The organism is Daquilactobacillus linshuiensis (genome assembly GCF_052828685.1).
In genome coordinates, this window is the sequence record NZ_CM128255.1 from 347,332 (window position 1) to 371,467 (window position 24,136).

A 24,136-nucleotide genomic window follows, 5' to 3' on the forward strand; every position below is an offset into this window, starting at 1 on the left:
ATGAGAAATTTAATATTTAAAAAGATTATTATTTTTTTTGCGGTTGTGATTACTGCAATATCACAAACCAATATTATTTCTGCTATTGCAACCATACCAGAGCAAACTGATGAAATAACAATTGCTCAAGTTGTTGATGGTAAAGAAATAACTAAAGATAATAGTTCAAAAATAAATGAAGAAATTACATTGAAAATTTCTGATGCTAATAAAGAAGATGAGTACACTGCAGTTCAGCTTCCAATGAATGTTGAATATGTAAATGAAGCCACCAAACAAATAAATCAAACAAGAAATGATTTATCATTAGCTTATAACTCTCAGGACAGGACAATTTATGCACATTGGACAAAAAAATCTACCAGAGAAGTTAATATTGTTATAAAAGCAACTCGGGTTGGTGACTATAGTATTCAGGCTAAAACTAAGCGAGGAAGTCGTGAAGTACAATCTAAACCAATCACTTTAAAAGCAATAGATACTAACAAATTAAATGGTGATCTTTCTAAGATTGATAATGCGCCCATTAGTAAAAATGTAAATTCTGCTAATGTTACCGTACATTACAAAGATATTGATACAGGAAAAGCCATTGCACCTGATGAAACTTTATCGGGTGACTATAACACTTCATGGGTAAGCTCATTTAAAGATTTAACAAGTAATAATTACTATTGGCAAAAAACTGATGGTGATGGAACTCTCGATAGCAAAAAAGTAAATGCCTCAGGAACATTTACTGAGAACAAGCAAGAAGTAACATATTGGTATTCGCTTAATACTGACACACGTGTTAGGATGCTTAAACATGCCTATAAGTTCAATAACGTCACTGAAAAATGGGAAAGATGGGATGGTCAAGAAGTTAAACGCGGAGATAAAATTCGATGGAGCAATTCATTTACGAATTTGGATTATCCAAATGGTATTCTAACAAATGTTTCGTTTAATGATCCATTACCTAGTTACGTTAGTGATGCGACAAATGTTAAAGTTACTGAATCAGATGATATTAATGAAGACATTTTACCGGATGATATTAATATTTCAACCGACAATCATAGTGTTCATATAGACGGTTTTGCAGATATGAATGGGCAATATCATTATAGCGTTACATTTGAAACTACGGTTACTCAAGATGCACCTGTAGGAGTAATTACTAATACATCAACAGCAAATACAGAAACAGTCGCTGGGGAGAAAATTTCAGCAAGAGATTCAGCTGACATTCATGTAGTTGATCCCGTAGGGGATTTAAAGGCGGAAAAATCAGTTATAAAAGCTGATGGTAGTTCAGCATCCGATGTAAGAATTGGTGATGAACTAGAATATACAATCAAGACTACAAATACGGTTGCTGGGTCACGTGTGAATAACGTTAAAGTCACTGACCCAATGCCAACTGGATTGGATTTGGAAACAAATACCATTCAAGTTTTGGATAATGATGGTAATGATATTACGAGTAAAGTGACTGATAACTCTACAACCACTAATTTAGATGTGGAAACGTTAGTTGACTTGATGGGTAGTCAATCAGTTACGGTGAAGTTTAAAGCTAAAATCAACGATAAAGCTGAAATTGGTAAAACAATTAATAATATCGCGCATGTAACGGGTGAATCACCTAATTCGACTGATCCAAACCCACCGGGTAGTGATGGTGATAATAATACACCAACACCAAACTATAACGATGGAAAGATTGAAGGAAAGAAGACAGTTGAAAATACAACTGGAAGTAAAGATGTCAATGATGTAAAGGTCGGCGATGTACTTCAATATACAATTAGTGCAACTAATACAGTAAAAGATTCGATCGTTAAAGATGTAGTAGTAAGTGATGATGTGCCAAGTGGAGTTGACTTAGATAGATCAAGTATCAAAGTTTATGACAAAGATGGTAATGATATTACTTCAAAAGTAGATATCACAGGAACGGGGAATTCAATAACAGTAAAAGGTAAAGCTGGTTACAGCATTGACTTAAAATACAATGAATCAATGAAAGTAGTATTTGATAGTACTGTTAAAGAAAGTTCAGTTGGTAAGGATATTGAAAATACAGCGAACATCATAGGACAAACACCAGATGGACCAACAGATCCAAGTAAGCCATCGGTTGATGTACCAGGTGTTAACTATAACGATGGAAAGATTGAAGGAAAGAAGACAGTTGAAAATACAACTGGAAGTAAAGATGTCAATGATGTAAAGGTCGGCGATGTACTTCAATATACAATTAGTGCAACTAATACAGTAAAAGATTCGATCGTTAAAGATGTAGTAGTAAGTGATGATGTGCCAAGTGGAGTTGACTTAGATAGATCAAGTATCAAAGTTTATGACAAAGATGGTAATGATATTACTTCAAAAGTAGATATCACAGGAACGGGGAATTCAATAACAGTAAAAGGTAAAGCTGGTTACAGCATTGACTTAAAATACAATGAATCAATGAAAGTAGTATTTGATAGTACTGTTAAAGAAAGTTCAGTTGGTAAGGATATTGAAAATACAGCGAACATCATAGGACAAACACCAGATGGACCAACAGATCCAAGTAAGCCATCGGTTGATGTACCAGGTGTTAAAGGATCAAATATCATAAAACCTAATAAGCCAGGTATATCGGGGAATACTAGTAATTCTAAAAAATCTAGTGTTACGGATAATCATAAAAAATTACCAAAAACTGGTGAAAACTTGTTAGAACAAAATTTATTAAGCATGATTGGATTATTAATATTAAGTACTTTTTCGTACTTTAATTTAAAATCAAGAAAAAAGATCATTTAATTGGTTAATTTTAGACTAGATTTTAAAAAATATAAATTATAGTTAATTAAGGGGAAATATCTATTATGAAATCAAATAAAAAATGGAAACTTGTAACATATGCATCATTAATTTTAACAGCTTTATCACCCATATCTAGTTCAGTAATGGCTGTAGAATCAACAGTAAATCCAAAAAATGAAGTAAATAATAAACCAAATAAGGAAACAAATAATCAACAAAATATTAAATCAGAAGAAGCATCAAATAATGAAAATGTTGATAAAGATAAGTCAAAAACAACTAATATAAAAGAAGAAAGTAATGTTAATCAACAATTAAATTCAAATAATAATAATGTTGAACAAACTGCAGGTAAAAGCAAACAAAACATTGCTTCTGGAACACATGGAACTGTAAATTGGGTAATTAATGATTCAGGAGAGTTACATTTAAGTGCTGGAACAATTCCTAGTGGAGACGCAGGATTAGGCGATGGCCCATTTTTGCCATATGCTTCTAAAATAACTAAAATTATTATTGATGGACCGATTGTTGCACAAGGACATGTTTCAATATTTGCAGCATTGAATAAGGTTACTGAAATTCAAGGATTAGATAAGTTTGATACTTCAAAAGTAACAGATATGAACGGTATGTTTAACAAAATGACCGCTTTAAAAACAATTGATGTATCAAGTTTTGATACAAGTAATGTTACAAATATGGCTGGAATGTTTGCTAATGACAATAATTTAACATCAATTAATGTTTCAGGACTTGATACAAGCAAAGTTACGAATATGGCCGCTATGTTTGAAGCTGTGAAAACTCCAAGTATTGATATGTCTAGTTTCAATACAAGTAATGTGACGGATATGAGTGCGATGTTTGCTTATGACACTCCTATGACTTCAATTAATGTAAAAAATTTCAATACAAGTAAAGTTACGAATATGGCCGCTATGTTTATTGGGGTTGGTACAAATAATTTAGATTTAAGTAATTTTGATACAAGTAAAGTTACGAATATGTCCACAATGTTTTTTGGCATTAAGAATATGGATACTATCAATTTGAGTAACTTTAATACAAGTAAGGTTACTGATATGAGTTCCATGTTTTATGCAACCAATTTCAAAACGCTAAATTTAAGTAATTTTCGAACACCTGCATTAACTTTAATGAAGGAAATGTTTAGGGATGATAAATATTTAACTACTTTAAATATTTCTGGTATTGATACTTCCAATGTTACTGATATGACCGAACTTTTCAAAAATGATATTGCGTTGAATACACTAACATTGGGATCTAAATTCAAGTATGTAGGTGGAACAGCTGCTGCGTTACCCGAAATCACAAAACAAGGAAATTATTCAGGCAAATGGATTAATTTAAATAAAGGTACTACTACAGCACCTAAAGGTGACAATATCTGGACTTCATCAGAGTTTATGACAACCTATGATGGGTCTAAAGATGCAGATACATATATTTGGCAAACAACGGGTAAAAACGTTACGGTTAAATATGTTGATGAAAAAGGTAATCCATTAGACTCAGATACTGTATTGTCAGGTTATGCTGGCGATGACTATAAAACAGAGAAAAAATCTTTTGATGGATATACATTTAAAGAAATACAAGGCAGTCCTGCTACAGGTAAGTTTTCAGATGTAGATCAAACAGTTACTTATGTTTATTCAAAAGATAAATCTGCTACCGTGAATGTTCATAACTCAACATTGTATGTAGGTGATTCATGGACTCCTAAAGATAATTGGGATAGTACATTAAATAAAGATGGTGATAATGTTGATTTTTCTGAATTTCAAAAGAATGGAAAAATAGAAGGTTCAGTTGATACAACAAAAGCTGGAACTTATCAAGTAACCTATACTTATCAAGGTGTTAGTGCTACTGCAAAAATCGTTGTTAAAGAAAACCAAAGTACAATGAAGGTTCATGATTCAACACTATATGTGGGTGATTCATGGACTCCAAGAGATAATTGGGATAGTGCCACTTATAAAGATGGATCCGCAGTTGATTTTAGTAATATTATGGTTGACAAGTTAGTTGATACGACAAAGGCAGGAGTTTATGAAGTCAATTACTCAATTAAAGATAATCCAATTTTTAGTATTAATTTGACATCTTTGGCAACGGCTAAAGCAAAGATTACTGTTAAAGATAACTTATCAAGTATTAAGGGTTCAGACGTAACAAAATATGTTGGAGATTCAATGCCAAATGATTCTGAATTCAAGGCAAGTGCAACAGACAAAGATGGTAAAGACGAATCAGTAACAATTGATAAATCAAAAGTAGATATGACAAAAGCTGGCGATTATGATGTAGTAATCACAGCTAAAGATGGACAAACAAAGACTGTTAAAGTACATGTTCTTGCAGATCAACGTTCAATTAATGGTTCAGACGTAACAAAATATGTTGGAGATTCAATGCCAGATGATTCTGAATTCAAGGCAAGTGCAACAGACAAAGATGGTAAAGATGAATCAGTAACAATTGATAAATCTGCAGTAGATATGACAAAAGTTGGAGACTATGACGTAGTAATCACAGCTAAAGATGGACAAACAAAGACAGTACAAGTTCATGTGAGAGAAAAAAATGTAGTACCAGAAGATTCTACAGTGATAGTTAGATATGTGGATGAAGATGGTAATATTGTAGCTAAAGATGATATTATGATGGGACATGTTGGAGAAAAATATTCAACTAAGGCAAAACAAATAAAAGGATACAAACTAGTTGAAGAACCTAAAAATAGAACTGGCGTATTTACTAAAGGATCACAAACAGTAGTTTATAAATATGATAAAGAAGACTCTAAACAACCAGTTCAACCTAATAAGCCAAAAGAAAATGCTCCACAAAGTCCTAAAGATACAAATCATAAAAAAGAACGTAATCTTCCATTGACAGGAACTGAATTGATTTTAAGTTCAATAGTATCAGCTATTGGTTTAGCCGCTATGAGTCTTATAAGTTATCTAATTCTTAGAGGAAAGAAAGAAAATAAAGAAGATTAATGGTAAATGTTATGACAGAAAATATGACACTTGATAGTTGGTATATTCAACAAAGTCAATTGATGAATAAACTGGATAGAATTGCATCGAAATATGGATTATCTTTCTTACAATATAAAATCTTGTTGCAGATAGAATGTTACAAGAGCAGTTCACCTACGGATATTGCTAAAGGATTAAAACTATCTAGGACTTCTGTTTCAAGATCTTTAAAAGGATTACAAAAAAAAGAAATGATAGGACGAATCTATGGTAATTCTGATGATCAAAGAAAAGTGGAAATTAGAGTTACTCCAAGTGCAAAGAAAATCATAGAAAAGCTCAGTAATGATTTGTTAGAAGTAAAAATATAGAAAACACCGTCAACTCTTTTGAGTTGACGGTGTTTTTGTGTTATTGAAATGTTGTCTTTGATAAAAATTTGGTAATTCTTTCAGTTGGCTTTTGGAAAAAAACGTCTTTTTTTCCATTAAATAAAACTTTACCATCTTCTATAAAAACTATTTTATCTGCAACAAGTCTTGCAAATTGCATATTATGAGTAACTAAAATTATTGATTGTTCTTGATCACTTAATTTTTTTAGTATTTCTAAAACCTGATTTTCAAGTTCAGGATCCAGTGCACTTGTTGGTTCATCTAACAAAAGAAATTTTGGATCCATAGCTAACGCCCGACAAATTGAGATTCTTTGTTGCTGACCACCAGATAATTGATTTGGATAATAATTTTCATAACCTTCGAGATTTACTTGCTTTAATAGTTCTTTGGCTTTTATAAGCGCATCTTCTTTTTTTATATGCAAATTTTCTATAGGTGCTAGTGTAATGTTATCAATAACCGTTATGTTAGGAAATAAATTCCAGTTTTGAAATACCATACTAGTCTTTTGACGTACCTGATTACTCAATTTTTTTGTTATATTAGCTGAATAGTCAATAGAAATATCGTCAATAATAAGATTTCCAATTTCGGGTTTGACTAATAGATTAATTGATTTGAGCAGGGTTGATTTTCCTGAACCTGAGGGTCCAAGAATAACAGTAGTTTCGTTATTATTAAAATCTACATTTATATTGTTTAAAACAATTTTATCTTCATAATATTTGGTCATATTTTTTATAGAAATCATGCAGAAATACCACCTTTAATGTAAATTGACGAGTGCTTTTCTAGATATCTTTGTAAAAGCGTTAATAAGGTACAAATAATTGCATAAAGTCCGGCAGCTAGTGAATACATCAGTAAAGGCTCAAAATTCTTAGCTGCAATTTGTTGACTAACTTGAAACATTTCTAAGATTGTAATTGAGCTTGCTAATGAAGTATCTTTTACTAGTCCAATAAATGAATTAAATAGTGGTGGTAAAGCAATTCTAAATGCTTGAGGTAAAATTATCTTTTTTAGTGTTGTGTACATAGAAAATCCTAAAGTGAAAGAAGCGTCCCACTGGTCTTTAGGAACAGACATAAGTGCTGAACGAATTATTTCAGAAGTGTAAGCTCCTGTATTTAATGAAAATCCAATTACCGCAGCAACGAAAGGATTTAATTCAATTCCAATATTTGGTAAGCCAAAAAAAATAATAAATAATTGAACTAGCAATGGAGTTGAGCGGAAAATCCAAATATAAAATTTTGAAATTAATTGTAATATTTTCCAAAATAGATTTGATTTTTTAGAAGTTAAAAAATTAATTAAAGCTGTAACAATAGCAAGAATTAATCCAATAAAAAATGAAATTAATGCAAGTGGAATTGTAAACTTTAACATTGCAATAATCATTGGTGGTAGGGATGTTATTATTATATTGCCCATAAAAATTTCCTTTATTTTTTAGTTATATCTTTGCCAAAGTATTTATAAGAAAGTTTTTTCATTGTTCCGTCTTTATATAATTCCTTGGTAGCTTTGGTTATTTGATTTTTTAATTTTGTTGAATTTTTGTTGTAAATTGGAGCTATTTGAGATGATTCTAATTTTGACTCAGGTATAACTATATATTTTAAATCATTATCTTTATTTGATTTTTGCCATGTTAAGAATGCCTCTTGAGAGTTAATAGTTGCTTTGATTCGATTAGTATCTAGCATAGACATCGTTGATTGAAAATCTGGCGAAGAGATAATATCAGCATTAAATTTTTCTGCTTTTTGATAGTTATCAGTTCCTGTTCCTTCAGCAACTTTTACATTTTTTAGGTCATTAACACTTTTGATAGAGCTATTTTTCTTAGTGATAATTACTGATCTAGAATAGATGTATGGCTCAGAAAAAATATAGTGTGCTTTTCTTTCTTTGTTAATCGCAACATTGTTGATAACTACGTCAAATGTATTAGAGTTCAATCCGGCAATTAGTGAGTCCCATTTTGTAGGGATAAATTCTGCTTTTAGTCCCAATTTCTTTGCAACTTGATTTCCGTAGTCAATTTCAAATCCAGTTAATTTATTACCAGCTCTATAAGAATATGGCGCATATGTTCCTTCTACACCAATTGTTAATATACCTGGTTTTTTGGTGATTTTTTTTGAACCGGCACATCCTGTTAGAATAACCATAAAAAAGGCTATTAGAGTGATTAGTAATGTTCTTTTCTTCATATATTCCTCCTGAAAATACAAAAAAAGAGAGCTGACTAATTGTCAGCTCTCTTAAAATTGTAGGTTAACTAATTTTATTAGAGTTTTAAATTAGACACGCAAAAAAGTGTAGTATTTTCCGCTACTACACAACAACATTCTTTATTAAAAAGAGTAGTTGAAACTTTTTGCATGTTAAATCTCCTTTAAAATCGTTAAATTGATAATAATATGTGAATAAATTTAAGTCAAGTTATTGTTTTTATATAGTCAAGTTTGTATTCCTTTGATATAATTTTAAAGAATGCAGTTAATAGAAAGCTGGAAAAGTTATGGATATTCCTAAAGAAGGAGATTACATAGCAATCCAAAGTTATAAACATGATGGTCATTTGCATAGAACATGGCGTGAAACAATGGTTCTTAAAACTAGTGAAAATGAAATAATTGGTTGTAATGATCATACTTTAGTCACTGAATCAGACGGAAGAAAATGGGTTACAAGAGAGCCCGCATTAGTTTACTTTCATAAACATTATTGGTTCAATATCGTTACTATGATTCGCGAAAGTGGTGTTTCTTACTATTGCAACTTGGCAACACCATTTGCTTTAGATAAGGAAGCTTTGAAGTATATTGATTACGATTTAGATATAAAAGTATTTCCTGATGGAGAAAAGCGACTTTTAGATGTTGATGAATATGCGCTGCATAGTAGAAAGTGGAATTATCCACCTGAAATAGATAAGATATTGCATAAGAATGTTGATACTTTAATAGAGTGGATTAATGAAGGAAAAGGTCCTTTTTCTAAAGCTTATGTTGATATGTGGATGAAAAGATATAATGAATTATCAAATCATGTATAACTACTGATTGTTATAAAAAAGGCTATTGATTTAATCAATAGCCTTTTTATTAGTATTTATTTTTTATAAGTGGTTGATATTCTATAGTTATTCCTATCAAAATTGATAAAGAAAGTACAATGGTTAGATAGCCTAAAAGACTACCAACATATAATCTAGGTGAAAAAAGATATCTAATTACATAAGTACTTGCATAACAAAACACAAAATCGAGTATAAAATTTAAATATAAATTGATAGGCTTACTTTCAATATCAAAAAAATCTATGATAGATTTAGCAAAGATGTTATCAATATCATGCTGAATATTTTTGACTACTTGATGCATAACGGTTTTTAATGCCATTAGGAAAAAAGCTCCTACAATGCTACCAATAACTGTTCTCCATATGCTATTTGCGTGCATCACTAAAGCATTGTAAGAAGTTCCTACCATTAATAAACTAACGGTATAAGGAATTATAAATAAGAATATATATATATTTGTTAAATTTCTACGTGTCATAATTTTGTCCTCATAAATAAGAGTAAATCATTTAAATAAATATTGTAAGTATTTGAATGCGTATCTATATAAAAAATTAAAAAATGATATAATTATTTAACAATATATGAAAGAGAGTTTTTAAAATAATGGAAGACCCGGGGAGCTCAGTCCTGATTAGTCAATTAATATTAATTGTAGTTTTAACATTAATTAATGCGTTTTTTGCAGCAGGAGAAACAGCTTTGTTATCTTTAAATAGAACAAAGGTGGAAACAAAAGCTAAGGAAGGCAATCAAAGAGCTAAAAAGCAACTTTTAGTTTTGAATGATTCAACTAAATACTTAGCTACAGTTCAAGTTGCCATTACCTTTGCAGGTTTTTTATCCTCAGCGAGTGCAGCAGTAACAATGTCAAAAGTATTGGCAAAGGTACTAGGAGGATTTGAAGGTAGCCAAGAGTTATCTATAATTATTATTACATTAATACTTTCATACTTTTCTTTAGTTTTAGGAGAATTATATCCTAAACAAATAGCCATTCAAAAAACTGAAAAAACTATAAATATTACCGTTCCTGTTATTAGATTTTTCAGTGTGCTATTTAAGCCTCTTGTAGCGCTGTTGTCGGTATCAACCAAAGTTTTATTAAAAATTACACCTATTGATTTCACTAAAAAAGAAGACGGATTATCAAGAAATGAAGTTTTATCAGTTTTAGAGAAGTCAAAAACTGATGGCAGTATTGATGATGAAGAATACGAGATGATTGAAGGAATAATCAGTTTCAATGATAAAATGGTGCGGGAAGTTATGGTACCAAGAACTGATACCTTTATGATTGATATAAATGACGATCAAGACGAAAATATTGATGAGATTTTAAGTCATCCTTATTCTCGTATTCCAGTTTATGGTGGAGACAAAGATACAGTTATTGGTGTTGTTCATATCAAAGATTTATTAAAAACTGCTAGAAAAAGTGGTTTTGAAAAAATTTCTATCCCAGATATCATGACTGAGCCAATTTATGTACCAGAAACCACTAATGTTAATGACTTATTATTTAAAATGAAAAACACTCATCAACAATTATCAATAATTCTTGACGAGTATGGTGGAGTTGTTGGTATCGCAACTATTGAAGACTTAATTGAAGAAATAGTTGGTGAAATTGATGATGAGTATGATGAAAATACAACTCTCTATCAAAAAGTTAACTCCAATACTTACAAAGTAGAAGGAAAGTTGAGCTTAAACGACTTTAACAGAATTTTTGAAGAAAATCTTGAAAAAGATGATATTGATACAATAGCTGGTTATTTAATTACAGAAGTGGGAGAAATTCCAACTAATAATAATCAATTATCAAGCATGTTAAATGACGGTGTAAAGCTTACTTCTGGTGAAGTTAAGGGTTCAAGGGTTCAAGAGGTATTAGTTGAATTGCCTACAGAAAAATCTAAAATAATAAAACAAAAATTAAGTAAAAGACGAGCTATTTAATCTCTCGTCTTTTTTAATACTTTAAAACTTGATATAATACTTTAGTTAGAAAAAAGGAGCTTGAAATGTCTGAAACATTAAAAGAAAAAGTATCTAAAAGAAGAACATTTGCAATTATTTCCCATCCGGATGCTGGAAAAACAACTATAACTGAACAATTATTATTGTTTGGTGGAGTAATTAGGTCTGCAGGAACCGTCAAGGGTAAAAAGTCTGGTCAGTTTGCTACAAGTGATTGGATGGAAATTGAAAAAAAACGTGGTATCTCTGTAACTAGTTCTGTTATGCAGTTTGATTATAAAGATAAGCGTATCAATATTTTAGATACCCCAGGGCACGAAGATTTCTCTGAAGATACATACCGTACTTTAATGGCTGTTGATGCCGCAGTAATGGTAATTGATTCAGCTAAGGGTATCGAACCGCAAACTAAAAAGTTGTTTAAAGTTGTTAAACAGCGCGGTATTCCTATTTTCACATTTATGAATAAACTTGATCGTGATGGTCGAGATCCATTGGATTTAATTGCGGAACTTGAGGATTTATTAGATATAGAAGGTTGTGCAATGAACTGGCCAATTGGAATGGGAAAGGGTCTTAAAGGATTATATGATATTCACAATCACCGAGTAGAACTATACCGAAAAGATTCAGATGATAAGTTTATAGATTTAGATGATAATGGTGAGTTAGTTGATAAAAATAACTCACTACAGCAAGAAAACGATTTTGAACAAGCAAGAGATGAAGTCGCATTAATAAGTGAAGCTGGTAATGAATATGATGAAGCAAAAATAATGTCTGGAGACCAAACACCAGTATTTTTTGGATCTGCTTTGACTAATTTTGGTGTTCAAACATTTTTGGATCATTTTGTCGATATGGCACCTCAACCAAAAGCTAAAAAAACAAAAGATGGAAATGAAATAGATCCGGTTAATGAAGAGTTTTCAGGATTTGTTTTCAAGATTCAAGCTAATATGAATCCAGCTCATCGTGATAGAATTGCGTTTATCAGAGTTTGCTCTGGGGAGTTTAGTAAGGGAATTGACGTTACACTTCAAAGAACAAAGAAAAATTTACGATTAAATAATGCTACTGAGTTCATGTCGGATCAAAGAGAACAAGTTTCCAGTGCTGTTGCAGGTGATATTGTTGGATTGTATGATACCGGTAATTTTCAAATTGGTGATACTATCTACACAGGAAAAAAAGAAATTGAATTTGAAGATTTACCACAATTTACTCCTGAATTATTTATGGAAGTAACGGCTAAAAATGTTATGAAGCAAAAATCGTTTCATAAGGGAATGACACAATTAGTTCAAGAAGGGGCTGTTCAACTATACAAGAAGTATTCGACAAATGATTATATTCTTGGTGCAGTTGGTCAACTTCAATTTGAAGTGTTTAAATTTAGAATGCAAAATGAATATAATAGTGAAGTTGAGATGTCACCAATAGGGTCAAGAATTGCAAGATGGATTGATCCTTCACAGTTGGATGAATCAATGTCGTCTTCAAGAAATATTTTAGTTAAAGATATGGACGACAATCCTTTGTTCTTATTTGAAAATCGATTTGCTGAAAATTGGTTTAAAGATAAATATCCAGATGTTAAATTAACTTCAAAATTATAACAATGACAATTATTTGTTTTGGTATCGTTTACGTTTTGATTATTTTAGGATAAAATATTTAGGTCAAGTTTTATTTAGATAAAGAATTAAGGAGAAAGAAATTTGAATACATTAGGTTTATTTTTTGCTTTTCTAGCAATTATTGGTTGGAGTGCATATCCAACACTTGTTTCAAAATTTGGTGGTAAGCCAGTTCAAGGTATTTTTGGAGCTACATGGGGAACTTTGATTGTAGCTATTGTATTGGTTTTAGTACAACGCTTAACTATTCCTACAGGCGCTAACTTTTGGTTAGCTGCATTATCTGGAGCTGCATGGGCTTTTGGAAATGTTTTGACAATTGCCGCATTTGGTATGAAGGATAAAGATGGAAATGCTTTGGGATCAGCAAAGGCTATGCCAATTTCTACCGCTTTTCAAATTACTGCAAATGTGCTTTGGGGAGTTATTATGCTTGGCAACTGGGGTTCTAATCAAGCTCGTTTAATTGGTGCAGTTGCTGTTATCGTTATTCTTGTAGGTGCTTATTTAACAACATATCAAGAAAAAGCAACTTCAGGTAATAAGGAACTATTGCTTAAGGCAGTCGGAGTACTATTAATTGCACAAATTGGTTACTCATTATATGGAATTCTTCCACAATATACTCATGGTACTGATGGAATGCATATGTTCTTGCCACAAGCTATTGGTATGGCAATATTTGGTCTAATTTTAGGTATTTTTGAACTTATTACAAATCACAACAATATCTTTAAACAAAGTATTACATATAAACAAATCTTTTCTGGTTTCTTCTTTGCTATGGCAGCTCTAGGATACTTAGTATCGGCACAACCAGCAATGCTTGGATTAGCAACAGGATTTGTTTTGTCTCAAGTATCAATCGTTGGTGCTACTGTTTCTGGTATTTTAGTAATGCATACACATAAGACTAAAAAAGAATGGTTAGTTATCATTATTGGTTTGATTATGATTGTTGCTGGAGCTTCTGCAACAGCATTCTTAAAATAAATTAAAGGATCAAATTGAAAAAATTTGGTCTTTTTTTATTTGTCTGAAATCGAATCTTTAATTTAAATAAATATTAATTTGAATAATGATAGCATGTAAAGGTAATATATACATATAAAAAAGTAAGAAAGTAAGAAAGTAAGATAGATGAAAAAACAATTATTAAAAATAGGAGTCATAATTATAATATTTTGTAGTTTGCTAGGAGCTAATAGTGTTTCGGCAAGTATAATTACCCCTAATGTTTCAGCAAAATCTGCTATTTTGATTGATGATAAAAGCGGTCAAATTGTTGCAAGTAAGAATGAAAATCAAAGATTTCCAATTGCTTCTATTTCAAAATTAATACTTATATATATGGTAGAAAAAGAAATACAGTTAGGGAAAATTGATAGAAATACACAATACGTAGTACCTAATAATATAGTTAATTTTAGTCATAATATGTCTGTTGCAAACGCTCCAATGAATTCTAATGAAAAATATACAGTACAAGATTTAGAAAATGCTGCTTTGCTACCTTCATCAAACAGTGCTGCAATTGAATTAGCAAATATATTATGTGGGAGTCAAAAAAAATACTATATAGAAGCTGAAGAGCAACTAAGGCAATGGGGAATTGATAATGTTAAAATTGTTTCTGCTTCTGGACTAAAAGATGGTGATTTAGCTCAATTTAATGATCCAAATACAGATGATAATACTGAGAATATGTTATCGGCTAAAGAAGTTGCTATAATTGCTAATCATTTAATAGACGAGTATCCAAATATTTTGGAAATTACGAAAAAAAAACAGATTTTTTTTCCTAAGATAGGAATTCATAAATCAGTCTTGAACAGTACAGATAAATTACTAAATGGTTCTGAATATAAGTTTACGGGATTGAAAACCGGAACAACTCCAAGGGATGGTGGTAATTTTGTTGGAATTACCAATCTATTAGGAAGAAGAGTCATTACAGTAGTACTTAATTCCCCAGTAGATAACAATAAATTTACTGATACTGTTTCAATGCTTAGACAAACAGAACTTAATACCAAGTTGTACAACTTAGAAAATGAAAAAGTTAATTTGATAAATGCAGATACTAAAGAGGGATCCGTGACTTTATTTCCAAGTGGGGATAGTACTATCTTTGTCAAAAATGATAGTGGTAAAGAAGAGCTTAGATCTAAACTAAATTTCAAAGGTAATCTCCCTTTTAAAAAAGGACAAATTATTGCAGTTAGAAAATATCAATTTGAAAATGAATATTTAAATGATAATATTTTTAGTAATTATGATTTTAAATATAAAGCTCAAAGAAATGTTGGAAAAACAAATTTCTTCGTAAGGACGTGGAGAAATTTATTTGAAAACAAAAAATGGAATTCAATTTTTTGAATTCCATTTTTTTAATCTTCTTTTTTAATAATGATTTTATTGTCAGCTAATGTAGCTTCTAATTTTTCATCATTTGGATTATTCAAATAATAATCTGCAACATTGTCTTCAATTTGTTCTTGGATAATACGACGTAGTGGGCGTGCACCCATTGCAGGATCATAACCTAGATCTACGAGTTTTTCTTTTGCTGGTGTTGTTACATTAACATGTAAACCTTTATCTTGAATCATCTTATTAGTGTCATTAATCATTAAATCAACAATTGATAATAAGTTTTCTTTTGATAAAGGTGAAAATTCGACTATTCCATCGAATCTGTTTAAAAATTCAGGTTTGAAATAGTTTCCTAGCTTATCCATTACTGAGTGTGTTGATCCAGAACTTGTTGCACCAAATCCAACATTTGCTTCAGCATCACCTTGTCCAGCGTTTGAAGTCATAATAATTATGGTATCTTTAAAGCTGACTGTTCTACCTTGTGAATCTGTTAAGCGTCCATCATCAAGAATTTGTAAGAACATGTGCATTACATCTGGATGAGCTTTTTCTACCTCATCTAGCAATATTAAACTATAAGGATTACGACGAACTTGTTCAGTTAGTTGTCCAGCTTCTTCATAACCGACATATCCAGGAGGTGAACCGATTAGTTTAGATATACTGTGTTTTTCCATATATTCAGACATATCAAAACGAATCATTGAATCAGTTGAGCCAAATAATTGTTTTGATAATTGTTTAGCTAATTCAGTTTTACCAACACCTGTAGGACCAACAAATAAAAATGAGCCTATTGGACGTCCAGACTTGTTAAATCCAATTCTATTTCTTCTGATAGCCTTTGCTACTTCTTCAACGGCTTTATCTTGACCAATTACATTACTCTTTAAGTTAGGTTCAAGATTTTTCAATTGAGCTTGTTCATTGGCTTTTAGATCACCAACTGGAATCTTAGTTTTAGCTTCAACAATATCTTCAATATTTTTTTCTGTTACAGTTGCTGACTCATTTGGATCTGGTTGTTTATTATCGCGCATGTCAGTATATTGATTTACTTTATCGCGATAATAAGCAGCTTTTTCATAATCTTCTTGCTTGAGTGCTGCTTGCTTGTTCTTTTCTGCTTCAGAAATTTTATTCTCTAATTCTTTTGAATCAACTGGAGCGATTGTTAAATTTTTCTTAGAGCCAGATTCATCTAATAAATCAATTGCTTTATCTGGTAGAAATCTATCTTGAATATATCTATCTGATAACGTTGCTGCTGCTGTTATTGCTGCTGACGTGTATTTAACATTATGATATGATTCATATTTTGGCTTTAAACCGTTAAGAATTTTTATTGTTTCTTCAACGGTAGGTTCATTTACTTGTACTGGTTGTAAACGACGAGCCAATGCTGAATCTTTTTCGATTGTTCTAAATTCATTAAGAGTTGTGGCACCAACTAATTGTAATTCACCACGAGAAAGAGCAGGTTTTAAAACATTTCCTGCGTCCATTCCACCTTCTGCATTACCAGCGCCAACAATTTCGTGAATTTCATCAATGAATAAGATTATATTTTTATCTTTTTGTAATTCGTCAATGAGTTCTTGCATTCTTTGTTCGAATTGTCCACGAATTCCAGTACCTTGTACAAGTGAAACGACGTCTAATCTTATAACTCGTTTCTTCAATAGTTTTTGAGGAACTTGTCCATCGACAATTTTTTGTGCTAATCCTTCAACTACTGCAGTTTTACCAACACCAGCTTCACCGATTAATACTGGGTTGTTTTTTGTTCTTCTATTTAATATTTCAATAACTCTTTCAATTTCACTATCACGGCCAATTACTGGATCAATATGTCCGTCTTTTGCTTGTTGAGTCAAATCAACACCAAATTGTGAAAGAACGGAATTTCCATTTGTATTATTTCCACCATTCGTAGGTCCTTGAGATTGTGTACGATAAAAATCATCGGCTGAAGAACTATTTTGTGAACCATTATTATTAATAGCACTAAATAGGTCACCAAAATCATTCATATCAAATGGATTATTTGACATATTTGCTTGTTGATTACGTAATTGTTGATAACAATTTTGACATAAATTTACTTCTGTGCGTTGTCCATTAACGCTTGTGTAGAGATGTATAGTAGCTTCTCTTATATTGCAATTTTGGCAAAGCATACATTTCCCTGCCTTTCATAAGTTTATTTATATCCAATATCAGGATATAAAGAGATTATATAATTAGCACTCGTATAATGCAAGTGCTAAGACTTGCAATTTTCTGAAAATGATGGTGCATGTTTTCATCGAGATTTCACAACTTCTGAATATTGATATATTGGGCTTGTAATCGATTATCAAAAAATAGAAAACACTTGTCCAAACATAAAAAAAATGATACGATTTTATCTGAATATTGAAAGCTAATGCTTTCTTTTTCTAAAATATTATATGGAAGTTTAGTGAGGTAATTACACTATGGAAAACAAACAATTTCACATCGTTGCAGAATCAGGAATTCATGCACGTCCAGCTACACTATTAGTACAAACAGCAAGCAAATTTAGCTCAGATATCAACTTAGAATTTAACGGAAAATCAGTTAACTTAAAATCTATCATGGGTGTTATGTCACTTGGTGTTGGTCAAGGATCAGATGTAACAATTACTGCTGAAGGTGATGATGCGGCAGACGCAATGACAGCTATTACAGAAACAATGAGTAAAGAAGGATTAACTGAATAATGACTAAAACTATTAGTGGAATTGCTGCTAGTGATGGAATTGCTACAGCTAAGGCCTATCTTTTAGTTCAACCAGATTTATCATTTGAATCAAAAAATGTTTCTGACATTGATAAGGAAGTTTCTAAATTAAAATCAGCCCTTGAAGTGTCTGATTCTGAACTTTCAACAATTAGAGACAAAGCTGCTGAATCACTTGGTGAAGAAGAGGCTCAAGTTTTTGATGCTCATAAGATGATTCTGGCTGACCCTGAATTTACAGGGGCAGTAGAACAAAAAATTAAAGATGATTCTATTAATGCTGAACAAGCATTAGATGAAGTTTCAAAACAATTTATTACAATTTTTGAATCTATGACAGACAATCCATATATGCAAGAACGTGCTGCGGATGTTCGAGATGTTTCAAAACGTGTAATGAGTCATTTATTAGGAGTTAGTCTACCTAATCCAGCATTAATTGATGAAGAAGTAATTATTGTTGCAGAAGATTTAACTCCTAGTGATACAGCTCAACTTAACAAAAAATTTGTTAAAGGCTTTGTAACTAATATTGGTGGAAGAACTGCTCACTCAGCAATAATGGCTCGTTCACTTGAAATTCCAGCAATTGTTGGAACTAATGTAGTTACAAGTGAAGTATCTGAAGGACAAACATTGATCATTGATGGAAATGACGGTGATTTGATTGTTGATCCAAGTGAATCAGATATTCAAAAGTATCAAAAAATGGCCGAAAATTTTGCTGCTCAAAAATTAGAGTGGGAAAAACTTAAGAATGAAGCAACAATAACCGCTGATGGTAAACATTTTGATGTTGCTGCTAACATAGGAACACCTAAAGATCTTGATGGTGTAATTAGTAATGGTGCTGAAGGAATTGGGCTATACAGAACTGAATTTTTATATATGGATTCAGCTGAATTACCAGATGAAGATAGTCAATTTGAAGCTTATAAAGCAGTTTTAGAAGGAATGAAAGGTAAGCCAGTTGTTGTTAGAACAATGGATATTGGTGGAGATAAACATCTTCCATACATGCCTCTTCCTGAAGAAATGAATCCATTTTTAGGATATCGTGCAATTCGTATAAGTTTAGATAAACAAGATATTTTCAGAACACAATTAAGAGCATTATTACGTGCTTCTGCATTTGGAACATTAAGAATTATGTTCCCAATGATTGCCACAGTTCAAGAATTTAAAGATGCCAAGGCAATTTTTGAAGAAGAAAAGAAAAATCTTATTTCTGAAGGCGTAGAAGTTTCTAATGACATTCAAGTAGGAATGATGATTGAAATTCCAGCTGCTGCTGTTTTAGCTGACCAATTTGCTAAAGTAGTAGATTTCTTTAGTATTGGTACTAACGACTTAATTCAATATACAATGGCTGCTGATCGTGGAAATGAGCATGTCTCATATCTATATCAACCATATAACCCTTCAATTTTAAGACTAGTCAAAAATGTTGTTGACGCTGCTCATAAAGAAGGTAAATGGGCTGGTATGTGTGGCGAAGCTGCTGGTGATCCAATAATGGTACCTTTATTACTAGGTATGGGATTGGATGAGTATTCTATGAGCGCTACATCAGTATTAAAAGTTAGAAGCTTAATGAAAAAACTTGATACTAATGAATTAAAAGAGCTTTCTGAAAAAGCAATTAACGAATCACTAACTAATGAAGAAAATGCTAAATTAGTTGAAGAATTCATGAGTAATAAATAAGGAGAAATCAAAAGATTTCTCTTTTTTTATTTATCTTAGTTTACAAATGTAAATATATATTATAAACTACAAATGTAAACAGGAGGTAAATATGAATAAATTTGAAGAAGTTAGTCCTGCAGAATGGCAAGTTTTGCGAATAATATGGACTTTAGATAAGGCTACTAGTTCTGACATCATTTCTTACTTAGGCAAGAAGAATAATTGGAATGATTCTACTGTTAAAACATTGATAGGACGATTGGTAAAAAAAGAAATTTTAGAAGTTGATAAAAAAAATCGTCCATTTATATATACAGCTAAGTATTCCGAAGATTATGGAATTGAGTCAAGTGTTGAGATTTTATTTAATAATATTTGTGATATGGAAAAATCCAATGCTATTGGTGACTTAATAGATAATAGCCCAATCTCAAAAAGTGAATTAGAAGTATTGATTCAAAAGCTTGAGAAAAAGCGTGTTGATGCTCCTGAAAGGGTAGAATGTAACTGTTTAAGAAAAGAGGATTATATTAATGAATAATAATGAACATGATATGTCTCATATGCATCATAATATGTCAGAAATGGATCACGACATGTCCCATATGCATCATGATATGAATAATATGTCGGGAATGGATCACTCAATGCATCATGGGATGGATTTCAAAAAAAGATTTATCGTATCATTTATTGTGACGATACCTATAATACTGATGTCACCAATGATGGGAATGGAATTACCTTTTCAATTTAGTTTTAATGGTTCAGATATAATTGTATTAGTACTTGCAACATTTTTATTATTCTATGGTGGAAATCCATTTTGGATTGGAAGTATTTCAGAAATAAAAAAAAGAACACCAGGTATGATGACATTAATTGCTCTGGGATTATCTGCTTCTTATATATATAGTGTTTATGCATTTATTGCTACGAGCTTTTTGAATAATAATAGTGTCATGAACTTTTTTTTGGAATTTTCGACTTTAATTGTCATTATGTTATTGGGTCATTGGATTGAAATGACATCAGTTATGAGTGCGGGAAATGCTTTAGAAAAGATAACACAGCTAATCCCTGATAAAGCTCATATGATACATGGAGATCATGTAATGGATATGGACGTTTCAGATATATCTGAGGGTTCTATAATTGAAGCTAGAGCAGGAGAGACGATTCCTTTAGACGGGATAATCGTTAAAGGAAAATCAAGTGTTAATGAGTCACTGGTCACTGGAGAATCAAAATTAGTCGCTAAAGAAGAAAAGGATCAGGTTATTGGTGGATCTATTAATGATTCAAAAACACTTCAAGTAAAAGTCACTAAAGACAATGAAAGCGGCTATTTGTCACAAATACAAACATTGGTTGCTGATGCACAAAGCCAAAAGTCTAAAAAAGAAGAAATCGCAAATAAAGTAGCCGGATGGTTATTTTATGCTGCACTAATAGTCGGTTTATTAGCACTTATATATTGGACAATAAATTCTAGTTTGCCTAAGGCTTTGGAAATAATGGTGACAGTATTTGTTATTGCCTGTCCGCATGCACTTGGCTTAGCTGTTCCTCTTGTTAACGCCAGAAGTACATCAATTGCTGCAACTAATGGGTTGTTAATTCGTAATAAAATAGCAATTGAAGAAAGCAAGAAAATAGATACCATAGTTATTGATAAAACTGGGACTTTAACTCAAGGAAATTTCACTGTAAATGATATAAAAAACTATTCTAACGATGAAAATTTATTATCTATAGTTGGTGGACTTGAAGAACAATCTAATCATCCAATTGCACAAGGGATAATAAGGTATTTAAAGAACAATGAAATACAAGTAAACAAATTTAGTTCAGTGGAAACTCTTAAAGGTTATGGAGTTAAGGGTCAATTAAATAATCAAAATTATCTAATAGTAAATAAGAAGTATTTAGTTGAAAATAAAATAGATTTTAACCAACAAGATTATGAAGAAGCTTCTCAAAAGGGTAATTCTATTAGTTATTTGGTAGTGGATGATAGAGTACAATTAATGATTTCTGTAGGAGATCAATTAAGAGAAAGTGCTTTTGATTTTGCAAAAGAATTAAATAATAGAAATATTAAATTAGTAATGTTAACTGGTGATAATCACAATTCAGCAAAGGTAATAGCGGATAAATTAGGAATTGATTTTCATGCGGAGCTAAAGCCTGATGAAAAACAAGATATTATTAAAGATTATCAAAAAAACCATCATTCAGTAATGATGGTTGGAGATGGTATAAATGATACAGTTGCTTTAACAACAGCGGATCTAGGAATAGCTATAGGTGCAGGAACAGATGTTGCTATTGATTCTGCAGATGTGATTCTAGCAAATAATGATTTAAACTCGATTATTAAATTCTTCGACTTAGCAAAAAAGACAAATGAAAAAATGATTCAAAATTTATGGTGGGGGGCTGGATATAATATTATTGCAATACCATTAGCAGCAGGAATTTTAGCTGGTATTGGAATAATGATCAGTCCTGCAGTTGGTGCAATTATTATGTCATTTTCGACTGTGATTGTTGCAATAAATGCTATGACGCTCAAGTAAAAGAGACATCTAAAGATGTCTCTTTTTTAATTGAACTGTTTAAAATAAGATAATGTTGGAAAAACAATATTAACAGTAGTTCCGTGATTGTATTCAGATTCAATCGTTAATTCTTGACCTAATTTGTCACTCATTTTTTTTGCTAAATATAATCCTAGCCCAGTAGATTTAGATGAACTCAATCTGCCATTTTGTCCGGTGAACCCCTTATCAAAAACTCTAATGATGTCTTCTGATTTAATACCAATACCAGTATCAGTGATTTTTAAAGTAATAACGCCATTATTATCTTGAGCTTCTATATTTATTTTTCCATTACTATTTGTATACTTTAATGAATTAGAAATTATTTGATTAATAATGAATTCAAGCCATTTTTCATCTGTTAGTACTGTTAAATTATCAACAGATAGATTGACAGAAATATTTTTAGAAATAAAAAGAATCATATTATTTTTTAAAGATGTACTAACTACGTCTTTTAAATTAATCTGTTTAATTAAATAATCATTAGCAAAATTATTTAATCTTGAATAGTATAATATTTGTTCAACTAAATGATTGATATTTGTGATTTCAAAGTTTGATTGTTCTTTTATTAAATTGATATCATCTTTTTCTAAAATCAGTTTTAACGCTGTTAGCGGCACTTTTATATCGTGAACCCAAGATTCAATAAATTCTTCTTGATTACTTTTTGATTTGTTTAGCTCAGTTAATTCATGACGTAATTTAAAAATAATATCCAAAATAATATTAAGTTCTAATTCTTCTTGATTAGAATTTGTTGATACTTCTCTAGTAGAGTCTTCCCGAAGAATATTTAATGAATTAAACCAATTTTTTTTTCTATTATAATTAGTTATTAAGTAGAAGAATAATATCATAAAAGAAAGAATATCCGCATAGAAAAAGGTACCAGTTGAAAGTTTAAATTTAGGCTCTAAAAAAATGATTAAATCAAATAAAGCTATTGAGACAACCCACAAAAATATTAATAGTATCTGATCTTTTAGATATTTTAAAAAATTCATATTTCTCCTTTAAGGAACAATGTATCCTTGCCCAACTTTAGTTACTATGTAATTATTCAATCCAGCATCTTCAATTTTTTTTCGAAGTCTGTTTACATTGACGGTTAAAGTATTGTCATCAACAAATCTAGAGTCTTCCCACATAAAACTAAGTAATTGATTTCTTGTAACAATATTACCCTTATCTTTTAAAAGCCTTTGTAAAAGTTTGAATTCGTTTTTTGATAAATCAATCTCTTGGTCATTAACACTAGCTGTACTATTTGATAGATTAAGAAGTAGTCCGTTATGTTCTATAATATCTGCATTTGATTCGGAATAATTATATGTTCTACGAAGTAGGGCTTTAATTTTAGCCAATAATAAATCGGTAGAAAAAGGCTTTTCAACAAAATCATCTGCCCCCATATTCATAGCCATTATCTGATCCATATTAGAATTTCTTGATGATATAAAAATTATTGGAACTTGAGAAACTTCGCGAATTTTTTGATTCCAGTAATAACCATCAAAAGCTGGAAGGTTTATATCTAATAAAACTAAATCTGGTTTTTCTTCTATAAAAACATCAAAAACTTTTTCAAAGTTAGTTATTTTTATAGGATTTATTTGCCACTGTGTAAGGCTTTCACTAATTGTGTCAGCTATAATTGATTCATCTTCAACAATCATTACTTTGAACATCTTATTACCTCAAAAATGGTATAGTCTATATAGTTATTTTACCCTAAATGGAGAAAAA

19 protein-coding genes are annotated in these 24,136 nt (G+C 30.9%); 12 read left to right on the forward strand and 7 right to left on the reverse strand.

Annotation, left to right across the window (positions count from 1 at the left end):
• The 3 genes from ACUV9F_RS01885 to ACUV9F_RS01895 all read left to right on the forward strand — a co-directional run bounded on the left by ACUV9F_RS01885 (position 1) and on the right by ACUV9F_RS01895 (position 6,196).
• Complete coding sequence (locus tag ACUV9F_RS01885; RefSeq protein WP_446184000.1) at positions 1 to 2,802, forward strand: isopeptide-forming domain-containing fimbrial protein; 2,802 nt, start codon at positions 1 to 3, stop codon at positions 2,800 to 2,802.
• A 65-nt stretch (positions 2,803 to 2,867) separates the two neighbouring features.
• Complete coding sequence (locus ACUV9F_RS01890; RefSeq protein WP_446184001.1) at positions 2,868 to 5,843, forward strand: BspA family leucine-rich repeat surface protein; 2,976 nt, start codon at positions 2,868 to 2,870, stop codon at positions 5,841 to 5,843.
• Positions 5,843 to 6,196: a transcriptional regulator, SarA/Rot family gene (locus ACUV9F_RS01895; RefSeq protein WP_446184002.1), complete on the forward strand. Its 354-nt coding sequence runs from the start codon at positions 5,843 to 5,845 to the stop codon at positions 6,194 to 6,196. The genes ACUV9F_RS01890 and ACUV9F_RS01895 overlap by 1 nt, the downstream gene beginning before the upstream one ends.
• 40 nt (positions 6,197 to 6,236) lie before the next feature.
• On the opposite strand, the gene ACUV9F_RS01900 is transcribed toward ACUV9F_RS01895, so the two are convergent.
• From ACUV9F_RS01900 to ACUV9F_RS01910, 3 genes are read right to left on the reverse strand one after another with little or no spacing between them, the layout of a single operon-like run.
• Entirely contained in the window at positions 6,237 to 6,974 is a 738-nt protein-coding gene (locus ACUV9F_RS01900) for an amino acid ABC transporter ATP-binding protein (protein WP_446184003.1), read from the reverse strand.
• On the reverse strand, positions 6,971 to 7,660 hold the full coding sequence (locus tag ACUV9F_RS01905) for an amino acid ABC transporter permease (RefSeq protein WP_446184004.1): 690 nt from the start codon (positions 7,658 to 7,660) through the stop codon (positions 6,971 to 6,973). Before ACUV9F_RS01905 ends, ACUV9F_RS01900 begins: the two co-directional genes overlap by 4 nt.
• Before the next feature lie 11 nt (positions 7,661 to 7,671).
• Positions 7,672 to 8,445, reverse strand: coding sequence for a transporter substrate-binding domain-containing protein (locus tag ACUV9F_RS01910; protein WP_446184005.1), 774 nt, complete (start codon positions 8,443 to 8,445; stop codon positions 7,672 to 7,674).
• A 311-nt stretch (positions 8,446 to 8,756) separates the two neighbouring features.
• On the opposite strand from ACUV9F_RS01910, the gene ntdP reads away from it, so the two are divergent.
• Positions 8,757 to 9,293 carry a nucleoside tri-diphosphate phosphatase gene (gene ntdP, locus ACUV9F_RS01915; protein ID WP_446184006.1) on the forward strand — a complete coding sequence of 179 codons (537 nt, stop codon included), beginning with the start codon at positions 8,757 to 8,759 and terminating at the stop codon, positions 9,291 to 9,293.
• Between the two features lie 49 nt (positions 9,294 to 9,342).
• Here the strand turns inward: ntdP and ACUV9F_RS01920 are convergent, their stop codons facing one another.
• Entirely contained in the window at positions 9,343 to 9,798 is a 456-nt protein-coding gene (locus ACUV9F_RS01920; RefSeq protein ID WP_446184007.1) for a hypothetical protein, read from the reverse strand.
• Between the two features lie 128 nt (positions 9,799 to 9,926).
• Between ACUV9F_RS01920 and ACUV9F_RS01925 the strand changes: the two genes are divergently transcribed.
• The 4 genes from ACUV9F_RS01925 (at position 9,927) to ACUV9F_RS01940 (ending at position 15,322) form a co-directional block, all read left to right on the forward strand.
• A complete protein-coding gene (locus ACUV9F_RS01925; RefSeq protein ID WP_446184008.1) occupies positions 9,927 to 11,282 on the forward strand; it encodes a hemolysin family protein in 1,356 nt (451 codons plus the stop codon).
• A 65-nt stretch (positions 11,283 to 11,347) separates the two neighbouring features.
• On the forward strand, positions 11,348 to 12,922 hold the full coding sequence (locus tag ACUV9F_RS01930; RefSeq protein ID WP_446184009.1) for a peptide chain release factor 3: 1,575 nt from the start codon (positions 11,348 to 11,350) through the stop codon (positions 12,920 to 12,922).
• 102 nt (positions 12,923 to 13,024) lie between these two features.
• A complete protein-coding gene (locus tag ACUV9F_RS01935; RefSeq protein ID WP_446184010.1) occupies positions 13,025 to 13,936 on the forward strand; it encodes a GRP family sugar transporter in 912 nt (303 codons plus the stop codon).
• Between the two features lie 147 nt (positions 13,937 to 14,083).
• Positions 14,084 to 15,322 carry a D-alanyl-D-alanine carboxypeptidase family protein gene (locus tag ACUV9F_RS01940; RefSeq protein WP_446184011.1) on the forward strand — a complete coding sequence of 413 codons (1,239 nt, stop codon included), beginning with the start codon at positions 14,084 to 14,086 and terminating at the stop codon, positions 15,320 to 15,322.
• Between the two features lie 11 nt (positions 15,323 to 15,333).
• Here ACUV9F_RS01940 and ACUV9F_RS01945 read toward each other — a convergent pair whose 3' ends face one another.
• Entirely contained in the window at positions 15,334 to 17,502 is a 2,169-nt protein-coding gene (locus ACUV9F_RS01945) for an ATP-dependent Clp protease ATP-binding subunit (RefSeq protein ID WP_446184012.1), read from the reverse strand.
• Between the two features lie 300 nt (positions 17,503 to 17,802).
• On the opposite strand from ACUV9F_RS01945, the gene ACUV9F_RS01950 reads away from it, so the two are divergent.
• The 4 genes from ACUV9F_RS01950 (at position 17,803) to ACUV9F_RS01965 (ending at position 22,360) form a co-directional block, all read left to right on the forward strand.
• The gene (locus ACUV9F_RS01950) at positions 17,803 to 18,069 is read left to right on the forward strand and encodes a phosphocarrier protein HPr (protein ID WP_446184013.1); all 267 of its coding nucleotides are present in this window, start codon (positions 17,803 to 17,805) and stop codon (positions 18,067 to 18,069) included.
• Positions 18,069 to 19,796 (forward strand): phosphoenolpyruvate--protein phosphotransferase, encoded by a 1,728-nt coding sequence (gene ptsP / locus ACUV9F_RS01955; protein WP_446184014.1) that lies wholly within the window; start codon positions 18,069 to 18,071, stop codon positions 19,794 to 19,796. The genes ACUV9F_RS01950 and ptsP overlap by 1 nt, the downstream gene beginning before the upstream one ends.
• Positions 19,797 to 19,887: 91 nt before the next feature.
• Positions 19,888 to 20,319, forward strand: coding sequence for a CopY/TcrY family copper transport repressor (locus ACUV9F_RS01960; RefSeq protein ID WP_446184015.1), 432 nt, complete (start codon positions 19,888 to 19,890; stop codon positions 20,317 to 20,319).
• Positions 20,312 to 22,360: a copper-translocating P-type ATPase gene (locus tag ACUV9F_RS01965; protein ID WP_446184016.1), complete on the forward strand. Its 2,049-nt coding sequence runs from the start codon at positions 20,312 to 20,314 to the stop codon at positions 22,358 to 22,360. Before ACUV9F_RS01960 ends, ACUV9F_RS01965 begins: the two co-directional genes overlap by 8 nt.
• Before the next feature lie 26 nt (positions 22,361 to 22,386).
• Here the strand turns inward: ACUV9F_RS01965 and ACUV9F_RS01970 are convergent, their stop codons facing one another.
• Positions 22,387 to 23,394, reverse strand: a complete 1,008-nt coding sequence (locus tag ACUV9F_RS01970; protein ID WP_446184017.1) for a sensor histidine kinase — start codon at positions 23,392 to 23,394, stop codon at positions 22,387 to 22,389.
• Positions 23,395 to 23,403: 9 nt separating this feature from the next.
• Positions 23,404 to 24,078, reverse strand: coding sequence for a response regulator transcription factor (locus ACUV9F_RS01975; protein ID WP_446184018.1), 675 nt, complete (start codon positions 24,076 to 24,078; stop codon positions 23,404 to 23,406).
• Between the last annotated feature and the right edge of the window lie 58 nt (positions 24,079 to 24,136).